The 16,392-nt window shown below is 65.0% G+C and carries 13 protein-coding genes; all 13 read right to left on the reverse strand.

Annotation, left to right across the window (positions count from 1 at the left end; all coding sequences use genetic code 11):
* Positions 1-1,514: urease subunit alpha (ureC, locus tag ACYCTF_RS12305; RefSeq protein ID WP_461284961.1), on the reverse strand; the 1,514-nt coding region annotated here is incomplete at its 3' end.
* 3 nt (positions 1,515-1,517) lie between these two features.
* Complete coding sequence (locus tag ACYCTF_RS12310) at positions 1,518-1,826, reverse strand: urease subunit beta (protein ID WP_461284962.1); 309 nt, start codon at positions 1,824-1,826, stop codon at positions 1,518-1,520.
* 10 nt (positions 1,827-1,836) lie between these two features.
* Positions 1,837-2,139 (reverse strand): urease subunit gamma, encoded by a 303-nt coding sequence (locus tag ACYCTF_RS12315; protein WP_461284963.1) that lies wholly within the window; start codon positions 2,137-2,139, stop codon positions 1,837-1,839.
* A gap of 15 nt (positions 2,140-2,154) precedes the next feature.
* Positions 2,155-2,982, reverse strand: coding sequence for an urease accessory protein UreD (locus ACYCTF_RS12320; RefSeq protein WP_461284964.1), 828 nt, complete (start codon positions 2,980-2,982; stop codon positions 2,155-2,157).
* A gap of 217 nt (positions 2,983-3,199) precedes the next feature.
* Positions 3,200-6,340 carry an efflux RND transporter permease subunit gene (locus tag ACYCTF_RS12325; RefSeq protein ID WP_461284965.1) on the reverse strand — a complete coding sequence of 1,047 codons (3,141 nt, stop codon included), beginning with the start codon at positions 6,338-6,340 and terminating at the stop codon, positions 3,200-3,202.
* Positions 6,333-7,766, reverse strand: coding sequence for an efflux RND transporter periplasmic adaptor subunit (locus tag ACYCTF_RS12330; protein ID WP_461284966.1), 1,434 nt, complete (start codon positions 7,764-7,766; stop codon positions 6,333-6,335). The genes ACYCTF_RS12325 and ACYCTF_RS12330 overlap by 8 nt, the downstream gene beginning before the upstream one ends.
* Positions 7,756-9,000 (reverse strand): TolC family protein, encoded by a 1,245-nt coding sequence (locus tag ACYCTF_RS12335; protein ID WP_461284967.1) that lies wholly within the window; start codon positions 8,998-9,000, stop codon positions 7,756-7,758. The genes ACYCTF_RS12330 and ACYCTF_RS12335 overlap by 11 nt, the downstream gene beginning before the upstream one ends.
* Before the next feature lie 197 nt (positions 9,001-9,197).
* The gene (locus tag ACYCTF_RS12340; protein ID WP_461284968.1) at positions 9,198-9,581 is read right to left on the reverse strand and encodes a hypothetical protein; all 384 of its coding nucleotides are present in this window, start codon (positions 9,579-9,581) and stop codon (positions 9,198-9,200) included.
* Between the two features lie 98 nt (positions 9,582-9,679).
* Positions 9,680-10,246: a cytochrome b/b6 domain-containing protein gene (locus ACYCTF_RS12345; protein ID WP_461284969.1), complete on the reverse strand. Its 567-nt coding sequence runs from the start codon at positions 10,244-10,246 to the stop codon at positions 9,680-9,682.
* Positions 10,247-10,587: 341 nt separating this feature from the next.
* Complete coding sequence (locus tag ACYCTF_RS12350) at positions 10,588-12,747, reverse strand: primosomal protein N' (protein WP_461284970.1); 2,160 nt, start codon at positions 12,745-12,747, stop codon at positions 10,588-10,590.
* A 387-nt stretch (positions 12,748-13,134) separates the two neighbouring features.
* Positions 13,135-14,214 carry a uroporphyrinogen decarboxylase gene (gene hemE, locus ACYCTF_RS12355; protein WP_461284971.1) on the reverse strand — a complete coding sequence of 360 codons (1,080 nt, stop codon included), beginning with the start codon at positions 14,212-14,214 and terminating at the stop codon, positions 13,135-13,137.
* Positions 14,211-15,617 carry an FAD-dependent oxidoreductase gene (locus tag ACYCTF_RS12360; protein WP_461284972.1) on the reverse strand — a complete coding sequence of 469 codons (1,407 nt, stop codon included), beginning with the start codon at positions 15,615-15,617 and terminating at the stop codon, positions 14,211-14,213. Before ACYCTF_RS12360 ends, hemE begins: the two co-directional genes overlap by 4 nt.
* On the reverse strand, positions 15,617-16,392 hold a 776-nt coding region (locus ACYCTF_RS12365), incomplete at its 5' end, for a GltB/FmdC/FwdC-like GXGXG domain-containing protein (protein ID WP_461284973.1). The genes ACYCTF_RS12365 and ACYCTF_RS12360, both read right to left, overlap by 1 nt.

Here is a 16,392-nt window from a genome sequence, read left to right on the forward strand (position 1 = left end):
CCCAAGCGCCCGCCCACATCCCGATCGAACGCCGCCTGCGAGACGAAGGTCAGACACGTAGCCGCGGGCGCAAGCCCCAAGGCCCCGAACATGGGGCGGTAGATAACGGGCTGGGGCGTCGGGATGGAGGCATTGGCGTCCCCCATCAAGGACGCTGCGATCATGCCGCCTTTGATCACGAGCGAGGGCTTCACGCCGAAGAACGCCGGGCGCCAGAGGACAATGTCAGCGAGCTTCCCAGGCTCCAAGGACCCTACCTCGTGACTGATCCCATGGGCGCGCGCCGGATTGATGGTGTACTTGGCGATATAGCGCTTCACACGCAGATTGTCATGACGCACGCCGTCCCCTGGCAAAACGCCGCGCTGCAGCTTCATCTTGTGCGCGGTCTGCCAAGTGCGCAGGATCACCTCGCCTATGCGGCCCATGGCTTGCGAGTCCGAAGACATCATGCTGATTGCCCCCATGTCCTGCAGGATATCCTCCGCTGCTATGGTCTCCGGCCGGATGCGCGACTCGGCGAAGGCCACATCCTCCGGGATCGCCGGATCCAGGTGATGGCAGACCATGAGCATATCCAGGTGCTCGTCTAGCGTGTTGACCGTGAAAGGCCGTGTCGGGTTCGTGGACGACGGCAAGACATTGGCATACCCGCACACCTTGATGATATCCGGGGCGTGCCCGCCCCCTGCCCCTTCGGTATGGTAGGTATGGATAGTGCGGTCTCGGAACGCGGCGATGGTGTCATCGACGAAACCCGACTCGTTCAAGGTGTCGGTATGAATGGCGACCTGCACATCGTAACGCTCAGCGACACCGAGACAGTTGTCGATGGACGCCGGCGTCGTCCCCCAATCCTCATGAAGCTTGAGACCGATCACGCCGGCCCAGACCTGCTCCTCCAGGGCCTCGGGCAGGCTCGCATTTCCCTTGCCCAAAAAGCCGATATTCACAGGCAGGTCCTCGATCGCACCCAGCATGCGCTCGATATGCCAGGGGCCGGGTGTGCAGGTGGTCGCGTTGGTGCCGGCAGCCGGCCCCGTGCCCCCGCCGATCAAGGTCGTGACGCCCGACATCAGGGCCTGCTCGACGAGCTGGGGACAGATAAAGTGGACATGCGCGTCTATGCCGCCGGCGGTCGCAATCAGCCCTTCGCCGGCGATGATCTCTGTGCCGGGACCTATGGGAACCGTAACACCCGACTGGATATCCCCGTTGCCCGCCTTGCCGATAGCCGCGATACGACCGTCCTTCAGGCCGATATCCCCCTTGACGATGCCGCGATAATCGACGATCAGCGCATTGGTGATGACCGTGTCCATGGCGTGGCGGCTAGCGTACTGCCCCTGTCCCTGCCCGTCGCGGATCACCTTGCCGCCCCCGAACTTCACTTCCTCGCCATAAACGGCGTAGTCGTGTTCCACCTCTATCCACAGATCCGTATCGGCCAGCTGTACCCGGTCCCCGACCGTAGGTCCGTAGAGGGCGGCATAGGCCTTGCGCGGGATGTCGATCACCTATTCGAGCCCTCCCATGACGAGACCCCGAAACCCATAGACGCGCCTCAAGCCCTCGTAGGGAATGAGCTCCACCTCGCGACTCTGTCCGGGCTCGAAACGCAAGGCGGTCCCGGCGGGAATGTTGAGACGACAGCCGCGGCTCAGCTCGCGGTCGAACACCAGCGCCCCGTTCGTCTCATAAAAATGGTAATGCGATCCAACCTGGATGGGGCGATCACCACGGTTGGCGACCGTCACGCGCTGGCCCACGCGACCTGCATTCAACCGCACATCGGGGCCCGAGCAGTCGATCTCGCCTACCGTCATCGCATGTCTCTCAAGGAATGGGGTTGTGGACCGTCACAAGCTTCGTTCCGTCGGGAAAGGTGGCCTCCACTTGGATCTCGCTCACCATTTCGGCGATACCCGGCATGACGTCCTCGCGCGTCAACACAGTGGTCCCGTAGCTCATAAGCTCGGCCACCGTGCGCCCGTCCCGGGCCCCCTCCAAAAGGGCGGCGCTGATCAGGGCCACGGTCTCCGGATAGTTCAGCTTAAGGCCGCGCGCCCGTCGCCTTTCGGCGACCAGCGCCGCGGTGAAGATCAGGAGTTTGTCGCGCTCCTGGGGTAAGAGATCCATTGCGTCCCTCTTCTTTCAGGTATGCCATACCCTCGGCTCACAGGCCGCTAGACTAAAACACAGGCGCCGAATGATGCGCCAGGCGCCCACCAGTGTCTGGCGGGCACGATCTGCGCTATCGCCGAGGTAACGCATGACGAGTATCTCGTCATTTTCGGTAAACGACAAGGGCTCGGGGCTTGCGACACAAAGCGCGCGCAGGGGCGCCGCGTCGAACCCACCCATTTTGGTGCAAATGAGAGTCGCGCAGACACTCCGGCCGCCGAGACCGAAGTTTTTGCCAAGAACGGTCCCGCCGCCCTCGAAGAGGGCATGGTCCACCCACAGCGGAAGCCCATCGCGCCACACGTTGAAGCGCTGATCAAACACGCCGTCCTCGAAAGGTTCCGCACTTGCCGGACGCCCCAGGCACACGATATCCCAACCGACGAATGACGCATCGGCCGTCAGCTCGACCCGCAGCACACTGGCGACACGCGCCCGATCAAACAGGATGGCCTCCATCGGCAACCATTCGAGGCGGGCGCCCGCGGCAAGCGTCATGATGGCTTCCTGGCGCACGGAGGGACCGGACGATCGGTAATATTTCGTGGCGGCAGGCGTCGTCAGAAGGGCTGATGCACCCTCCCCGCACCGCACGCTCAAGGTCTGGCGGTCACCTCCCACGTAACCCCCGGGCGAATGCAGGAGATAGGTGTGCACGGGCTCGGGGCCTTCGGGGTAGAACGGGCGCTGCACGCGCGCAGGCCCCCTATGCTCATTGGTGACGAGCACCGTACGCGCGCCTTGACGCGCAAAGTCCAAGCGTAACGACGCATCCCACCCGCCGTCTGAATTGCGCATGCCGGTCCCCTGATGTGCGGCCTCATGCCGCTTCGATCGAGCGCCCATGACAACAGAGCGGGACGCGGGTCTCAAGTCTTTCCTTGCGCCGAGCGTGCGCGCATACGCACCGCGCGGGAACGTAGGCCCCCAGGTCGAACCCGGAACGGGTGCATCGCGACCAAGGGGCACGACGCCCCGAAGAGTCTTTTCCGGACGCTTCCGGCATCGCTTTCGGCTAAACCGTCTTTCCCTCCTGGGCGCGGTCAAGGCGCTTGCCCAGTCGCCGCCGTTGCCATAGGACATAGAGGGCTGGGATGACGAGCAGGGCCAGAATCGCGGCGCTGAACATGCCGCCGACAATAGGGGCGGCGATACGCTTCATGACGTCGGCGCCGGCGCCGTGACTGAACATGATGGGCAAAAGCCCGCCGACGACGAGCGTCAAGGTCATGGCCAGGGGCCGCAACCTCAGCATGGTCCCCTCTATGACCGCGAGCCGTAGATCGTGCCAGGTCTTCAAGGCATCGCGCGCGCGATGCCGGGCCAGGGCTTGGTCGAGATAGACCAACATCACGACCCCGAACTCGGTGGCCACCCCGGCCTGAGCGATGAAGCCCACGGCAACCGCCACCGACAGCTTGTAGCCGAGCCAGTACACGAGCCAAAACCCGCCTACCAAAGACAAGGGGAGCGTCAAAAGAATGATCGCCACCTCCACCCAGCTCCGAAACGTGAAGTACAAGAGCAACGCGATCAGCACCAGCACCGATGGAACGACGATCTCGAGACGCCGGTCGGCGCGACGCATGACTTTGTACTCGCCCACCCACGATACGGTGTAGCCGGCCGGCAAGGCCCCGGTGCGGGCAATCGCGCGACGGGCGCGGGCCACGTACTGCGTTATGCTAGTCCCGGGGGCGAGGTCGATGTAGACCCAGTTGCTCAGTTGTCCGTTATCGCTCGTGAGCATCGGCGGCCCGCCCTCGATACGAAGGCGCGCCAATTGGCCCAGAGGGATCTGGGCGCCGTCGGGGGCGGCGACGCGGCTCGCGGCGAGTGCGGCCAGAGATTGGCGTAAGCGGCGCGGATAGCGCAGCACCACCGGGACCCGGCGCAGGCCATGGACGGCGGTGGTCACGGTGGCGCCGCCGATGGCGGTCTCCACTAAGCGATTGACGTCGGCCACCGACAAGCCATAGCGCGCCGCCCGGGCGCGGTTGGTGCGCACCACGATGTAGCGACCGCCCGTCGCGCGCGCGGCATAGGCGGACTCGGTCCCGGGGACCGTCTGCAAAGCGGCCTGGATGCGCCGGCCAAGCCGCCCCAGAATCGCGAGCCGCGGGCCCGCGATCTTGATCCCAAGCGGGGTGGTAAGTCCGGTCGTGACCATATCCACCCGGTTCTTTATGGGCTGAGTCCAAACGATGGAGACACCCGGGATGTCGAGGACCCGCGTCATGGCGTCCTGCAGCCCGTGCAAGGTCATGCCTGCGGGCCAGTGCGACTGGCGCCGCAAGGTGACGGTGGTATCGAACATGGGCAGTGGCGCCTGGTCAGTCGCAGTCTGTGCGCGGCCGGCCTGCCCGAAGACCGTCTTGACCTCGGGGAAGGTCTTCAGGATGCGATCGGTCTGTTGCAAGACCTGCCCGACCTCGCCGATGGATACCGCCGGATTCTGAAGGACCGGCATGTAGAGCAAGGTGCCCTCGTTCAAAGGCGGCATGAACTGGGACCCCAGGCGACCCAGCGGGTAGAGGATAGTGAGCGTCAACAGCAAGGCCGCGACCAGCATGAGGCGCGGAGCCGAAAGGACCATGCGAATCAAGGGGGCATAGATCGCGGCCACGAAGCGGTTCAAGGGATTCTTGCTTTCCGGCGGGATATGCCCGCGAATGAACCATGCCATGAGGATGGGCACGAGCGTAATGGAAAGCACCGCGGCCACCGCCACCGCGTAGGTCTTGGTGTAGGCAAGCGGCGCAAACAGTCGCCCCTCCTCACCCCCTAAGGCGAAGATCGGCAGAAAGGACACGGCGATGATCACGAGCGAGAAAAAGAGCGCCGGACCCACCTCCTGCGCGGCCACCAGCGCCGACGCCCAGGGACCGCTGTCTGGTTCCCGTTCGAGATGCTTATGCATGTTCTCGATCATCACCACCGCCGCGTCCATCATGACCCCTATGGCGACGGCAATGCCCCCCAAGGACATGATGTTGGCGGGGATCCCTTGCAACCACATGATCACGAAGGCGGCCAGGATGCCAAGCGGCAGGGCCACGATCGCGACCAGCGCCGAACGCACGCGCCACAAAAATGCCACCGCGATGATGGCCACCGCGGCGATCTCCTCGAGGAGCTTTCCGGTCAGGGTGTGGATGCTGCGGGCGATGAGCGGCGCCTGACTATAGGTGGTGACCACCTGCACGCCGGGCGGCAGCGATGCACGCAGCGCGCGTAACTTCCGCTCGACGCGATGGATGACGAGATCGGCGTTGCCGCCCTCGTCCATCATGACCACCCCGCCCACCACCGGCCCCTCGCCATTCAACTCCGCCAGCCCATTGGCAAGCTGCGGTCCACGCTGCACACGCGCGACATCGCGCAACATGACCGGCACGCCGTCGTGCACACCCAGAGGGGCGTGCGCCAGATCGTCGAGGGAACGGATATAGCCCGAGGTGCGCACGATATAGCCCGTGGACCCCATGTCCACGACCGACCCGCTGGTCTCACCGTTGTCGGCGCGGATCGCGGCCTCCACCTGTGGCAAGGTCACCCCATAGGCGAGCAGCTTCTGTGGGTTCACTACCACCTGATACTCGGAGACCATGCCCCCCAAGGTCGCGACCTGGGCGACGCCGGGGACCGCCTGAAGGGCGTACTTCAGTGTCCAGTTTTGCAAGGTCGTAAGCTGCGCGAGATTCAAAGTCCCGCCGGGATCGGTAAGGGCGTATTCGAATACCCAGTCGACCCCCGAGCTGTTCGGCCCAATGGCCGGCACGACCCCGGCCGGCAGGCGCGACTGCGCCTGACTCAGGTACTGGAGTACGAGGTTGCGCGCCTCATAGATGCGCGTGCCACCCTTGAAGAGTACATAGACATAGGAGTCTCCAAACATGGAATAGCCACGCACCGCGGTCGCCCCCGGCACTTCCTGGAGTGTCGTCTCCAGGGGGTAGGTCACCTGATCCTGCACCACCTGCGGGGCCTGCCCGGGATAGCGGGTCTTGACGATGACCTCCGCAGGCGAGATATCCGGCAAGGCCTCCAGCGGGATGTGTGTCAGGGCCAGGGTTCCGGCGACGAGCAGAAACGCGGTGGCGATCAGCACGAGCACCGGATTGGTCATACACCAACGCATCACGGCCCTAATCATGGCGCGCCTCGCCGCCCATGGCGGTCGAACGGCGGTGTCCATGGTCCCCGGCCGTTGAGGGCGGCAGCATACGCGCCCGCACGGCCTGGAACTGGGACTCGGAGTACAGCAGGAACTGGGCCGCGTCGACGACCTTTTCGCCTGCGGTGAGCCCGCGCCTTATGACCGTCCAACCGCGATTCGAGGGGCCGATCGCCACCTGCGTTGGCACAAAGTGTCCGTGAGCGCCGCCGATCATGACGAAATCCCCTTGCCGGGTACGCAATACCGCGCTCGCGGGGACCGCCAAGGCCTGGCGTGGGCGCGCGAGCACGGTCGCCTCAGCAAACATGCCCGGTTTCAGGAGCCCGCCCTGCGCCGGGATGCTCAATCGCGCCGTAACCGTACGCGTCTTGGGATCGAGCGTTGGATAGAGGAAGGTCAGGTGCCCCGCCCACACCCGCCCTGGATAGGCCGGAAGGCTGAGCCGTACAGGATCGCCGATGCGCACCCATGGCAACTGCGACGAGTAGATCGCAACGTTCATCCATACGTGGTCGAGATTCGCGATACGCATGAAATCGTGGCGTGGCGAAATATACCCGCCCTGATGGACACCCAGGCGCAACACCACCCCGGAGACGGGCGCTTTTATGGGAATGGAGCGCAGCGGCCGGCCGCGTCGGTCGAGCGCCTCTAAGTCGGAGCGGGTGAGCCCGAGCAGGCGCAGACGAGCGCGGGCGGCACGCCCAAGTCGCGCCCCACCGGCGGCTTTGGCAATGAAATATTCACGTTCGGCGCTATACAGAACCGGCGCGTAGACCCGCGCCAGCACCTCCCCCTTATAGACCGCATCACCCACGGCGCGCGTGGTGAGTCGCTCGACCCACCCCGAGAAACGCGGATTGATCGCATAGACCCGATTCTCGTCGACCACCACGGTTCCTACGCTATGGATGGGATGGCCCATTTGACGAAGTCGTACCCGAACAAGGCGCACGCCGAGGCTTTGCCTAAGGCGCGGGTCGATCGCCAATCCCGGGTGAGCAGACGCCCCCTGGCCGGTGGCAGCCGACGCATAGACCGGCACATAGGCCATGCCCATATTGTCCTTCATGGGATGATCCGAATGGATGCTCGGGTTCATGGGCGCCGCCCAATACAGAATGCGCCGCTTGGCAGGCTTAGCTTGGGCACGAGCCGTCGGCGCATAGACCGGCACATAGGCCATGCCCATATTGTCCTTCATGGGGTGATCCGAATGGATGCTCGGATTCATGGGGGCCGCCCAATAGAGAATGCGCCGCTTGGCCTTGGCCTGCGATCGCGGCGCCGATGCGGCGCGCGCGGAGGCCGCGGCAGGCTGCACCCTGATATACCAAATCGCCGTCGCGCCAAGCGCTATGACGACACCCGCGAACAGGAATGCTCTCCCCTTATTGGTCATTTCCGTGCCCCCCCGATCGTTGTGTCGTCAGCCAAGCGATTTCGGCCGCCACGGTTTCGAGATCCTTGGTGTCTCTCAGGCGCAGCAGTGCGTATTTGAGCACCCGCCCCTGGGCGGCAAGGGCCGCGTTCATACCGAGGCGCCCGGCCACATAGGCATCCAAGGTCGCGGCAAAGGCGGCGCGGGCCGTGGGCAGGAGCGAGTTTTCCGTGCGCGAAAGTTCGCGCTTCAAGGCCGCGTCGCGGGCCTCGGCACTCTGTAGGCGCCGCACCAAGGCAAGGCTGTGGTCCTCGTAGCGGTAGCGCGCCTCGAGCTTACGGGCGCGCGCCGCATCGAGGCCCTGGTCCTGACGCTCGGCCGGAAAGATCGGCAGACTAAAATCGAGACCCACGGACAGCCAGTTCGGGCTGCCAGGGAAGAAGTCCTTGCCGTAAGCGGCGCTGACCGTGATCGCCGGCCAATAAGCGCTCTTGGCAACGCCGACCGCAGCACGCGCCGCCCGCCACTTATCGCGCGCCGCGAGCAACGCGGGCTGACGATCCACGCGAGACTTGCCAGTGGCAAGAGGGGTCACATGCAGGACCGGCCACGCGGTAGCAAGCACCGGGGGCTGGGAGCGCGCCAGAATCTGGCCGATGCGGGCCCGCGCGGCGGCACTGTTTGCGTGAAGACCGTCCGCACGATTGCGCAGCGCCGCCACGGCAAGCTTGGCGCGCAAGACGTCGGCCAAAGAAGCGCGGCCGGCACGATAGCGGGCACGGGCCGCGGCGAGGGTCTCTCGGGCCAGCTGCTCTTCGCGCGCCACGGCCGCCGCCGCCTTATGGGCATAAAGGGCTGCAAACCAGGCCTCGCGTAGCAAAAAGATGATCTCGGCGCGCCGCTCGTAGCCGGTCTCGATCGCGGCACGCGCCGCATACCGGGCCTTGCGACGTCGGGCGCTGAGTTCGCCCCACGGCGGAAAGGACTGCTTCACGCCAAACTGAACGACGCTCATCTGCTGTTGACGCATGGAGAAGTTGTTGAGCGGCACGTTCTCCGCGCCCAGGGACAGCTGGGGGTCCGGCAGCTGCCCCACGGCGACCGCCTCGTGGCGCAGGGCGAGCGCCGCCTGCCGTAAACTCTTCAGGCTCGGATTGCCATGCACCGCCAAGATCTCGGCCTGTGACAGGCTTAAATGGGCGCGGGGCGCGGCGCTTGCAGCATTCGCAAACCAGATCGCAGCAAAGCAGAACATCGTCGCTAGGGCTCGGGGGCACGGTCCCGCCGTCCGTGCTCTCTCGAAGGAAAGACGGCGGGCGACCGAACAGCTCAGGGCATCACGGGCACGGGGATGCACCGTTTCGGGGCAATTATCAAATTCCATCGAAGCCAGTCCTCGGTTAAGGATCGACACCTGCTTGAAGCAGAGCCAACTTCTCTACCGAAGGACGGTTAAATGAGGAGACGGGCGAAGCGCAGAAACGCGGGTGGGGCACGAGCCGCCGGGCGACTCACAGGCCATGCGGCGCCTCCGGCAAGAGAGACGGTCGCGGGACTCAGATAACGCATGGGGAGCAGCGGGTGGACCATCACAGCGGCCGCCACGTGCGGCCCCAATCTATGGTGGCATTGGAGCTGACGGCAGGCGTTCATGCCCGACACAACGCCGTGCGAGCTCTTTGACATGCCCGCCATGGAGGCGATGCGCGGCATCATCTGGCATACGGCGGTTCTTTGGGGGCCGGCCTGATAGGCCGCTGCCTGCAAGGGCCAAAGCCCCATGAACGCGATCCACGCTGCAAGGAGCATGCGGGGGGAATGACGGAATCGCAACATAGTCCCTGCAGGTGGCAACCGATAGGGGTTCCAGACTAGAGGTGGCAGGCCCGCGCTGTCAAGAGGGACAGCGCAGGCCCGCCGCGCGAGGCAACCTGTCAGTGCCGGACCAGAGTAAAGTGTCGCAACACATTATTCCCGAGGAGTTGCTGTAAGACGGCGAAGAAGACATGGCCCGCCAAATAGAACCACACCAGGTAGGACAACCAGAGATGCACGACGCCAAGGGTCGTGAGGATCCCATATCCGGCGGTGTTTGCGAAAAACCCATAACCACCCGGGATTACGAAATAGATCAAAAGGCCCGTCACGGCCATGCCCGATACCGCAAGCAGGCCTATGCCGTGCATGAAACTCGACAGGCCTACGACATCTCCCGCGCTCGGCAACTTCCCAAGAAAGATGCCCCCCAGCTCGCGCCCGACGCTTCTCAAGCCGGTGCGATTCCATGGGAAGATAACGCCAAGATCATTCCGTGCCCAAGTCCACATCCAATCGACGATGATCACGAGGAGGGTCGCGATACCCAACATGCTGTGAAGAAAAACCCAGTGCGGATGAGTCGCGCGTGACACGATCACTCCTGCCAACATGTCCGCAAGTACTGTAACGGCGAGCGTCGCATGCAGGATGCGCGTGCCGTTGTCCCATGGCCGTGATTCCATAAGTATCTCCTATTTTACTTATATAGCCACCTTTATCGGTCGTGGCTTGAGGCCGTAATCCCACTACGGAAAATAGCGATGACAACGCCATCGTTACTATGATCCGAGAAATTGCGATTTGTCAAAACCTCTCGGACCCCGGGGTCGCGCGGCGCCGTGGGGACCGCCCTGGCAAGGGGCGGCCACGCCGATGCCTACTCTGTGGCAAGACCGGTCCGAGGTGGTTGCCATTCCGAATCTGTCACTATGACATTTACTGGAATATCAGCCGAAGGGTGGCTTATCGCCGGAAGATGTAGCCTCGCATCAGGAAGCCGAGGTTTGTTGCGGCGGACAGCGTCTTAGAAAAGCGAGTAGGGATCGACATCGAGAGACCACCGCACCTGCGCGGCGACCGGGATTTCCGCCACGCGCGCGAGCCAGGCCGTGAGCCAGGACTGCAGGGCGCCGCGTTGTGCGCTCGTCGCCAAAAGCTGCGCGCGGTGGTAGCCCGCGCGGCGCGCGAGCACCGCCGGCAAGATGCAGCCGAGCCGCACTTCGGGCGGGGTCGCCGCGAGGCGCTTGGCGGCCTCCAGAAATCGCAGCGCGATCTCCGGCTTACGGGCCTCGGCGCGCAACAGGGCGCAATGGGTATAGGGCGGGAAGGCGGTCTCGCGCCGTTCCTGCAAAGCGGCTTCCGCAAAGGCCTCATAGTCGAGACGCGCAAGGGGCACCCATAAGGGATGCGCCGGGTGATGGGTCTGGATGAGTACCTGACCTGGTCTGTCGCCACGGCCGGCGCGGCCGGCGACCTGCACGATCTGCGCAAACAACTGCTCATCGGCCCGGAAGTCATTGCCGTGCAGTCCCTGGTCCGCATGAATCACGCCGACTAACGTCATGTTCGGGAAGTCATGACCCTTGGCCAGCATCTGGGTACCGACGAGCACGTCGATCTCATGCCCCCGCACCTTGCGCAACAAGGCGTTGAACGCAAGCCGACTGCCCGTCGTGTCGCGATCGACGCGGGCGACGCGGGCGCCGGGTAGCGCGCGGCGCAGGCCCTCTTCCACCCGCTCCGTGCCGTCGCCGACACGCACGAGCCCCTCATGCCCGCAGGCCGGGCACGCGGTCGGCAAGGGTCGTTCATGCCCGCAATGATGGCAGCGCAGGCGGCGGTCGCCGAGGTGCACGGTAAGGCGGGCGTCGCAGCGATCGCAGGGCGCGTGCCAGCGACATTGGGGACACAAAAGCACCGGGGCATAGCCCCGGCGGTTCAGAAACAGGAGCGCCTGCTCCCCGCGCGCCACATGCGCGCGCAAAGCCGCGATCATGGGGGCCGACAGGCCATCGCGCGCGCGGTCGCGGCCCAGATCGATGAGGCGCACACTGGGCAGCGCGCGGGCCGGCCCCCGGTCCGGTAAGGTGAGGAGGTGGTAACGCCGCTCACGGGCGTGACGGTAGCTCTCAAGGGACGGGGTCGCCGAACCGAGCACGACCGGGACCTGCAGGCGCTTGGCGCGCCATACGGCGAGATCGCGGGCGTGATAACGGAAACCGTCTTGCTGCTTGAAGGAAGCATCATGCTCCTCGTCGACGATCACAAGTGACAGATGCTTCATCGGCGTGAACACCGCTGAGCGCGTGCCCACCACTACGCCCAGGCGCCCGGCGGCGGCGGCCGACCAGACCCGCGCGCGCTCGCCGGCAGCACAGGCGGAATGGAGCGTACCGATCGCAGTCCCGAGGCGCGCCTCGAAGCGCGTGACGAGTTGCGGTGTGAGCCCGATCTCCGGGACCAAGACAAGGGCCTGGCCGCCGGCTTCGACCACCCCGGCCAGCAGATCGAGGTACACCTCGGTTTTGCCACTGCCCGTGACCCCAAACAGGAGAAAAGCGACGAAGGTGCCGAAGGCCGCACGCACCGCGTCGCAGGCGGCCCGCTGATCCGGACGCAAGACCACGCCGTCTGGGCACAGCGTGGATCCGGGCGCCGGGGCCTCGCGCTCCTCGACCAAGCCCTGCGCCATCAAGGCCCGCAATGCGGGCCTAAAGCCGGGTCCCAGGGCCTTCAAGCCGCTCTCATTCAAAATGCCCGCGGCCTTGATAGCCTCCCAGAGGGCCGCCTGCCGTCGGGCCCGACCAAAGCGCGCGGCCTCGGCCGCAAGACCCATGGCGGTGAGCCCGTAGGCGCGCGCGGTCACCGCTTCGTCGCCGCGCTTCAAGGCCCCCGGCAGAGCCGCAAACAAGACCTCGCCCAAAGGATGGTGATAATAGTCGGCGGCGAAGCGCAATAAGCGCAGCTGCTCGCTCGACAAGAGGGGTTCTCGGTCGATGACCGCGAGGATGGGGCGCAAGGTGATGCCCGGCAGGGCTTCGGTGGGGACCTCGATGACAATACCTGTCAACACCCGGCGCCCCAAGGGGACGCGCACACGCACCCCGGGCGCCAAAGGGTGCTCGTATTCGTAGTCGAAGCTCCGCCTGAGCGGAACCGGCAAACTCACGCGAATGGCGACCATGGCAGAGACTCATTATTCCCGGTTCGATCCCGAAACCCAAACGGCTTTCGATTTCGGCGCTAAAGGGCTGGATCAGAAAGCAATTCCACCTTACCCACAGACTCTGTGGATAACTGTGTTGAAAAGCAGCGGGAAGCCGTCCGGCTTTGGCCTGATTGCTGATTCCGCTTTAAACTGATGAAAAAATAGGCGACCTATTTTTCATATTGTTTTTCAATAGGTTAGGTAGATGCGCGAGGGTGCGGCCGGGCCCAGGCGCGGGTCGCGACCGGGGGTCCTGACACACGGCCGAAATGTGAATAACCGACTGACTGCATCAGAAAAAACTGAAATAGAATGCCCCCAAACGGGGCGGCGACGGGGCGCGAGTGGCCCCGGCGGGAAATTTTAGGAAAGCGGACGGCAACTTAGCGCGTGCACAGTTTCCAGGCACACGCCCACCTGCGCGGGATCCACGTCGGGGCGCACCCCGTGCCCGAGATTGAAGACATGCCCCGGCCCCTCGCCGAAATCCGCGAGCACCGCCTCGACCTCCGCCTTGAGCCGTTCCGCGGGGGCGTACAAGGCCATGGGGTCGAGGTTGCCCTGCAGGGCGACACGGCCGGCGGTGGTCGCGCGGGCGGTCGCAAGCGAGGTCATCCAGTCGATCCCAAGCGCATCGCAGCCGGTCTCGGCCAGCGCCGGCAGCCACGAACCGCCGCCCTTGGTGAAGACCACCACCGGTATGGGCACGCCGCCGCGGTTCCGGTTCAGGCCAGCCACGACCGCGGCCATGGGGTCGCGGGAGTAGCGCAGGAAATGGTGGGCGGCGAGGCTCCCGCCCCAGGTATCGAAGATCATGACGGCCTGCGCCCCGGCCTCGATCTGGGCGTTCAGGTAAGCGGTGACGGCGTCCACGAGCACCGACAACAGATCCGAGAGCGCCGCCGGGTCCGAATACAACAAGCCCTTGACCCGCCGGAAGTCATCACTTGCCTGCCCCTCGACCATATAGGTCGCGAGCGTCCATGGGGAACCGGAAAAGCCGATCAAAGGGCAAAGGCCGGCGAGCTCGCGCCGGACCCGACCTACGGTATCGAGCACATAGCGCAGGCTCGCAAACGGGTCCGGGGCCCGCAGACGGGCGATGTCGTGGCGATCGCGGACCGGGTGCGCGAATCGCGGCCCCTCGCCTTCCACGAAAGACAGGCCAAGCCCCATGGCGTCCGGGACCGTCAGGATGTCGGAAAACAGGATCGCGGCATCGAGGGGGTATCGGCGTATCGGCTGGATCGTCACCTCGCAGGCCAGCTCGGGGTTCTGGCAGAGGTTCATGAACGAGCCCGCCTGCGCGCGCAGGGCCCGGTATTCGGGCAGATAGCGGCCGGCCTGGCGCATAAGCCAAGCCGGGGTCATGTCCACCGGCATGCGCATGAGCGCCCGGAGCAGTCGGTTACTGCGGTCCGACCCCGCGTCGAGTTTCGTCATAATTTGAGGTAGTCCAGTATCCCCTCTGCCGCCTGCCGCCCCTCGTACACCGCCGTCACCACGAGATCCGAGCCACGCACGGCATCGCCCCCGGCGAAGACCTTGGGCTGTGTGGTCTGGTGTCGGTAAGGGCCCGCTTCGGGGGCCTTGATGCGCCCCACGCGGTCGGTCTCTATGCCGAACTCGGCAAGCCACGCGGGCGGGCTGGGACGAAAACCGAAGGCCACGATGACATCATCGGCGGGTATGATCTGCTCGGTCCCGGGGACCGGCTCGGGACGGCGCCGGCCACGCTCGTCCGGTGGTCCGAGCACGGTCTCCACCACGCGTACGCCCTCAACGCGATCCGTTCCCAGGATCTCCACGGGGGCGCGATTCCACACGAATTGTACCCCTTCTTCCTTGGCATTGGTCACCTCGCGCCGCGACCCCGGCATATTGGCCTCATCACGCCGGTACACGCAGGTCACGGACGCCGCGCCCTGCCGGATCGCGGTCCGATTGCAGTCCATGCCCGTGTCGCCACCGCCCAAGACCACCACCCGCCGGCCCTTGAGGTCGACGTAGGGGGCCTCGCCCTCGGGAAGCCCGAGGTCGCGGCGAATGACGCCCGCGAGATAAGGGAGCGCCTCATGCACGCCCGGCAGATCCTCGCCCGGAAACTCCCCCTTCAGGTAGGTGTACGTGCCGACCCCCACGAACACCGCGTCATAATCGCGCAAGAGATCGCCAAACGGCAGATCCTCGCCGATGCGGGTATTCAAGACAAACTCGATGCCCATCCCCTCCAGGATCGAGCGCCGCACGCGCACGACCTCCTTCTCGAGCTTGAAGCCCGGGATGCCGAAGGTCAGCAGGCCGCCGATCTCGGGGTTGCGGTCGTAGACGACCGCCTGCACGCCGTTACGCGCCAGCACATCGGCGCACGCAAGCCCTGCGGGACCCGCACCGATCACGGCGACGCGGCGTCCGGTCGGCCGCACGGCGCTCAGATCCGGACGCCACCCGCGCGCGTAGGCCTCAGTGAAGATGTATTTCTCGATCGACCCTATGGTCACGGCCCCGAAGCCGTCATTCAAAGTACAGGCCCCCTCGCACAGACGATCCTGCGGACAGACGCGACCGCAGACCTCCGGGAGACTGTTGGTCCTATGCAAAAGCTCGGCGGCCTCGAAGATGTTCTCCTCGGCGATCAGCTTGAGCCAGTTCGGGATGTAGTTGTGGACCGGGCAACGCCATTCGCAATACGGGTTGCCGCAGCCGAGACAGCGGCCGGCCTGCTCCGCCGCCTTCTTGGCATCGAAGCCCCCGTAGATCTCTCGATGGTCGTGGATGCGAACGACCACATCCTTCTTGATAGGATCGGTCCGCGGCTTGTCCAGAAACTGAAAAACGTCCGCCATCAGTGGCTCTCCACAAGCAGGCTGTCGAGACGCACCGCCTTGGGCTTCACAAGCCACATATGCCCCGCCGCCTCGGACCAGTCGGCGATGAGACCGCGCGCATAAGCGCTGCCCGTCGCCTTAGCGTACTCCGCCACGCGACCACGCAGGAACACCTGATAGGCGTCCATTGCCTCGCCCGTGATGCGGTGAATATCGATGAGCTCGTGGTTATAGCGATCGACGAACACGCCGGTCTTGTCGTAGACGAAGGCGAAGCCGCCGGTCATGCCGGCCCCGAAATTCAGGCCGGTCTCACCAAGGACTATGACGCACCCGCCGGTCATGTATTCGCAGCCGTGGTCGCCCACGCCCTCGACGATCGCAAGCGCCCCACCGTTGCGCACCGCGAAGCGTTCGCCAGCAAGCCCCGCCGCGTACAACGTGCCCCCGGTCGCGCCGTAGAGGCAGGTATTGCCGATGATGGCCGCCTGCTCGCTCGCAAAACGCGAATCGCGCGGCGGATAGACCACGATGCGCCCCCCGGCCATGCCCTTGCCGACGTAATCGTTGGCATCGCCCTCGAGCTCGATGGCAAGCCCCGGGGCGTTGAAGGCGCCAAGACTCTGTCCGGCGGACCCCTTGAGCCTCAGCGTGATGGCCCCCGCAGGCAGCCCCGCGGCGCCGTAACGGCGGGCGATCTCACCCGAGAGCCGGGTGCCCGCTGAGCGGTGCACATTGCGAATGTCATAGTTCAAGACCACAGGCTCGCGGGTCGCAAGCGCGGGGCCCGCAT

The organism is Acidiferrobacter sp. (assembly GCF_054609335.1).